Here is a 4,445-nt window from a genome sequence, read left to right as displayed (position 1 = left end):
CGCCGCGCGGGCCGGGGAGCACGCTGTCGTTGGACAAGCCGGGGCCGGCGCCGGTGGAGCCGGTCGTGGCCGTCGCGGCCGAGTCGGCGCCACCGGTGAGCCGACCGGCGATGGCGGTGGACGCCGAGGCGGCGGGTGCGGGTGCGGCGGAGGATGCCGCGCCGACGGCCGACGCTGTGACGGACGCCTCGGTGGACGCCTCGGCGGACGTGGCCGAGCAGGGGGACGGGCCGGTCGAGCAGGCGACGACGGCTGAGGCGACGGCCGACGCGAAAGAGGCCGCGCCTGCGGGGACGAAGGAGACCGCCGCGCCTGCGGCGAAGGACGGCACGACGTCCGACGCGAAGGACCGGTCGACGAACGAGTCGACGTCGTGACCGTCGTCGTCGGTGGTCCGCTCGCCGGGCCGGACGGGCTGCTGCGGTGTCCGTGGGGCGCGACCGGCCCCGACGACTATCGGGCCTACCACGACACCGAATGGGGCGTCCCCGTGCACGGCGAGGACCGGCTCTACGAGCGGCTGTGCCTGGAGGCGTTCCAGTCCGGGCTCTCGTGGCTGACGATCCTGCGTCGCAGGGAGGGCTTTCGGGCGGCTTTCGCGCAGTTCTCCATCGCGCGGGTGGCCGCGTTCGACGACTCCGACCGCGCGCGGCTGCTCGCCGACGCGGGCATCATCCGCAATCGGGCCAAGATCGACGCCGCGATAGCCAACGCGAGCGCGGCACAGGCTCTCCAGGGCGGTCTGGACGCCCTCGTGTGGTCCTTCGCGCCCACCAGGCGCAAGGCGGCCCCCAAGCGCCTGTCGGACGTTCCTGCGGTCACCGAGGAGTCCACGGCGCTGGCCAAGGAACTCAAGCGCAAGGGTTTTCGCTTCGTGGGGCCGACCACGGCCTACGCCCTGATGCAGGCGTGCGGTCTGGTCAACGACCACCTCAAGGGCTGCGTCTCGCGCTGACTGACGGCCGTCGGCCGGCCCGGCGCGGGCCGGCCGACCACCGCGGGGTCAGCGTCCCGTGAAGACGGGCTTGGCCTTGTCGACGAACGCCGCGACGGCGATCCGGTGGTCCGCGGAGCTGCCCGCGCGCAGTTGGAGCTCCTCTTCCTTTTCGAGCGTCTCGACCAGCGAGTGCGACGCTCCGTAGGCCACCGACTCCTTGAGCGCCGCAAGCGCGACGGTGGGCCCCTCGGCGAGGCGGCGGGCCAGTTCGAGCGCGGCCTCGGCCAGTTCGTCGGCCGGTACCACCCGGGTGGCCAGGCCCAGTTCGAGCGCCTCGGCTGCCTTGACCGTACGCGGCAGCATGAGCAGCTCGGTGGCCTTGGCGTGGCCCACCAGACGCGGCAGCGTCCACGACGCCCCCGAGTCGGCGGTGAGCGCGACCCCGGCGAACGCGGTGTTGAATCCGGCCGTGTCCGCCATCACCCGGAAGTCGCACGCCCAGGCGATGGACGCGCCCGCCCCGGCCGCCACTCCGTTGACCGCGGCGACCACCGGCTTGGCCATCGTCGCGAGTGCCGTCACGAGCGGGTTGTAGTGCTCGCGCACGGTCGAGAAGGTGCTTTCCGGACCGGTCTCGAGCTGCCGGATGTGCGCCTTGAGGTCCTGGCCGGCACAAAACGCCCGCCCGCTGCCGGTCAGCAGGACGGCCCGAACCTCCGGATCCGCGGCCGCGCGCAGGATCGCGTCACGCAATTCGATCTTGGTCGGCTCGTCGAGCGAGTTCATCGCGTCGGGACGGTTCAAGGTGACGGTCGCGACCCCGTCGGCGAGCTCGTACAGAACATTGTCGGCCGTGTCGGCCATGACTTGCCTCCACATCACATACATCACCGCAGGTGGGATGTGCACAGCATGCCGGACCGCTTCCCCGGGCCCACGTGCGGCCCTGACGGAGCGTCAGTCATTTTCGGACACGGGACGGACCGGTTCATTCCGCTCCGTACGGACGAGGTTGTGGAGGTCGACGGGACCCGATGTTGCTCACCCCACCGTTCGATGCGGGATAATGGTCCCTGATCAATGCTCTCGAAGACCGGTGGCCGGTTTGAGCACCGGTGCGTCGATATGCAGGAAGGGGAACGAGCATGGCGGCCATGAAGCCGCGAACGGGCGACGGCCCGCTCGAGGTGACCAAGGAAGGGCGGGGCATCGTCATGCGCGTTCCGCTTGAGGGCGGTGGACGGCTTGTTGTCGAGCTGTCGGCCGATGAGGCCGGCGCCCTGGGCGAGGCGCTGAAGAACTCCGTGGGCGCACCCCCAGGGGCGACGCCCTCGACGAAGTAGTGACGCCGACGGCCCCGGTGACGACATGGAAGCTCATGTCGCCACCGGGGCCGTTCGTGTATCCGGGGCCGGGCGCGCCCGCGGCGCGCATCCGGGAGCAGGGCGCGCGGCGCGTATGTGCGGGAAGCGCGGCGAACGGGCGGGGTCAGGCCCGCCGAGCGGCGCACAACAGGCCGTCGCCGACCGGGAGCAGCGCCGGCACGAGCGACTCGTGTTCGCGCACCACACGCAGTACGTCGCGCACCGACGCGGTCTCCGCGTCGCGGTGGGCCGGATCGGGCACCCGGTCGTGCAGCAGCGCGTTGTCGAAACACACCACGCCGCCGGGCCGCAGCAGCCGCAGCGCCTCGGCCAGGTAGTCGACGTATTCGAGTTTGTCGCCGTCGCAGAACACCAGGTCGTAGCCGCCGTCGGCGAGCCGGGGCAGTACTTCCAGCGCCCGGCCCGGGATGAAACGGGCCCGACCGCTGGGAAATCCCGCCTCGGTGAAGGTCTCCTTCGCGAGGCGTTGGTTCTCCGGATCGGCGTCCACGGTCGTGAGCACGCCGTCGGACCGCATGCCCCGCAACAGATAGAGGCCGGACACCCCGGTGCCGGTACCGATCTCGGCGACGGCCTTGGCCTCCACCGCGGCCGCGAGGAAGCGCAGCGCGGCGCCGCCCCCGGGACCTATCGGGACCACGCCGACTTCCCGGGCGCGGGCGCGGGCGCCCGCGAGGACGGCGTCCTCGCCGACGTACTCTTCCGCGAACGCCCAGCTCGCCTGGCGATTGCCGGAAATGGCTTCCTCCTCGTGTCCCGGCCGCCCCCGCGCGTTCGGGGAGGTCGGCCACTTCAGCGCAAGCGTATTACCGAGGGGTCGTCTCCCAGGCCGGGGAGCGCCGCCCGCGGCGATCGCGCGCCGGCGGATGGGCCGGTCGGGGAACCCGACCCGCGCGCGGTTCGTTGGCCACCTCGGAAGACAGGAACCGAAGGCTCGTGGCCTCGCGGTGCCTGGCAGTGGGCAGGCGGTGAGACGGTTCGGGCGCCCGGCGCCCTTATCCGGGCTTAACAGGCAGGACGTTTATGGTGGTTGCGCTACTCGGAAGAGGAGGTGTGGCAGTGGTCGACCCCCGCGGGCAACAATCCTGTGCCCGCGACGTGTCGCCGATGCCGGATCACGTGGCCGAAGCCGCAAACGCAATCAGCAGTCCTGCCCAGGCCGCACCGGCCGACTGGGTCCCGCCGTCGTGGGAGGACATCGTCCGCACCCACTCGGCTCGGGTCTATCGGCTCGCCTACCGCCTCAGCGGCAACCCGCACGACGCGGACGACATCACCCAAGAAGTGTTCGTCCGAGTGTTCCGATCGCTGTCGAGCTACACGCCCGGCACGTTCGAGGGTTGGCTGCACCGCATCACCACGAACCTTTTCCTCGACATGGTTCGGCGCCGTCAGCGCATCCGCTTCGAGGGGCTCGGTGACGACGCGGGCGAACGGCTCGCGGGTCGCGAACTCTCGCCCGCGCAGGCATACGACGACGCCCACCTGGACGCGGACGTCCAGCAGGCGCTGGACGCCCTCGCCCCGGAGTTCCGCGCCGCGGTCGTGCTGTGTGACATCGAGGGCCTGTCGTACGAGGAGATCGCCACCACGCTCGGAGTGAAACTCGGGACCGTGCGCAGCCGCATCCACCGCGGCCGGTCCCAGCTCCGTGCGGCGCTGCGGCATCGTGCTCCCCGGAACAAGGCAGGCCAGGAGACGGCTGCGGAGGTCCGGACCACGGTGCGGAGATGAGGGACCGTGATCAGTGAGCCCGGCGACCGCTTGGGCAGGGGGGTAGTGAGTGCGACACGGGTGAGGCGCACCGCGTCCTCCCGAGTGGCATCCGAGGTGGTCTCGTGAGCCACCTCGACGACAAACTCGCCGCCTATGTGGACGGCGAGCTGGGCCACGAGGCCCGGGAAAAGGTGCTGGCGCACCTTGCCGAATGCGCGGAGTGTCGCGACGAGGCGGAGGAACAGCGCCAGGTGAAGCAACTGCTCGGGAGGGTCCAACAGCCGGGCCCCTCGGGCGATCTGATGGCGCGTCTGCTCGCGATGGGCGATCCCGCCCGGGAGGAGCCGCCGCCACCCGCGGCCGGTGAGCGTTTCACGTTCCCGACCGCCGGGCGTCCCGCCGGCGCC

General features: G+C 71.5%; 6 protein-coding genes and 1 pseudogene. 5 read left to right on the top strand and 2 right to left on the bottom strand.

Annotated elements, in window-relative coordinates:
- Together GT354_RS00510 and GT354_RS00505 are read left to right on the top strand one after the other, a co-directional pair.
- A pseudogene (locus GT354_RS00510) lies at positions 1-377 on the top strand (hypothetical protein); the annotation flags it as partial.
- On the top strand, positions 374-955 hold the full coding sequence (locus tag GT354_RS00505; RefSeq protein WP_161354135.1) for a DNA-3-methyladenine glycosylase I: 582 nt from the start codon (positions 374-376) through the stop codon (positions 953-955). The pseudogene GT354_RS00510 and the gene GT354_RS00505, both read left to right, overlap by 4 nt.
- Positions 956-1,003: 48 nt before the next feature.
- Here the strand turns inward: GT354_RS00505 and GT354_RS00500 are convergent, their stop codons facing one another.
- Complete coding sequence (locus GT354_RS00500; protein WP_161354134.1) at positions 1,004-1,801, bottom strand: enoyl-CoA hydratase-related protein; 798 nt, start codon at positions 1,799-1,801, stop codon at positions 1,004-1,006.
- A gap of 281 nt (positions 1,802-2,082) precedes the next feature.
- Here GT354_RS00500 and GT354_RS00495 point away from each other — a divergent pair, with 281 nt between their 5' ends.
- Complete coding sequence (locus GT354_RS00495; protein WP_161354133.1) at positions 2,083-2,280, top strand: DUF3117 domain-containing protein; 198 nt, start codon at positions 2,083-2,085, stop codon at positions 2,278-2,280.
- Positions 2,281-2,425: 145 nt separating this feature from the next.
- Here GT354_RS00495 and GT354_RS00490 read toward each other — a convergent pair whose 3' ends face one another.
- Complete coding sequence (locus GT354_RS00490) at positions 2,426-3,118, bottom strand: O-methyltransferase (protein WP_161354136.1); 693 nt, start codon at positions 3,116-3,118, stop codon at positions 2,426-2,428.
- A gap of 311 nt (positions 3,119-3,429) precedes the next feature.
- Between GT354_RS00490 and sigE the strand changes: the two genes are divergently transcribed.
- Positions 3,430-4,056 (top strand): RNA polymerase sigma factor SigE, encoded by a 627-nt coding sequence (sigE, locus tag GT354_RS00485; protein WP_161354132.1) that lies wholly within the window; start codon positions 3,430-3,432, stop codon positions 4,054-4,056.
- A 104-nt stretch (positions 4,057-4,160) separates the two neighbouring features.
- On the top strand, positions 4,161-4,445 hold a 285-nt coding region (locus GT354_RS00480), incomplete at its 3' end, for a zf-HC2 domain-containing protein (protein ID WP_346011761.1).

Source organism: Streptomyces sp. SID3343, from assembly GCF_009865215.1.
Lineage (GTDB): Bacteria > Actinomycetota > Actinomycetes > Streptomycetales > Streptomycetaceae > Embleya.
Note: the sequence above shows the minus strand (reverse complement) of the source record. Positions and strands in the feature narration are given on the sequence as shown.

Excerpts from the sequence above, each read along its gene's own strand:
- sigE (WP_161354132.1), top strand. The coding sequence starts at position 3,430 with ATGCCGGATCACGTGGCCGAAGCCGCAAACGCAATCAGCAGTCCTGCC.
- GT354_RS00500 (WP_161354134.1), bottom strand. The coding sequence starts at position 1,801 with ATGGCCGACACGGCCGACAATGTTCTGTACGAGCTCGCCGACGGGGTC.
- GT354_RS00495 (WP_161354133.1), top strand. The coding sequence starts at position 2,083 with ATGGCGGCCATGAAGCCGCGAACGGGCGACGGCCCGCTCGAGGTGACC.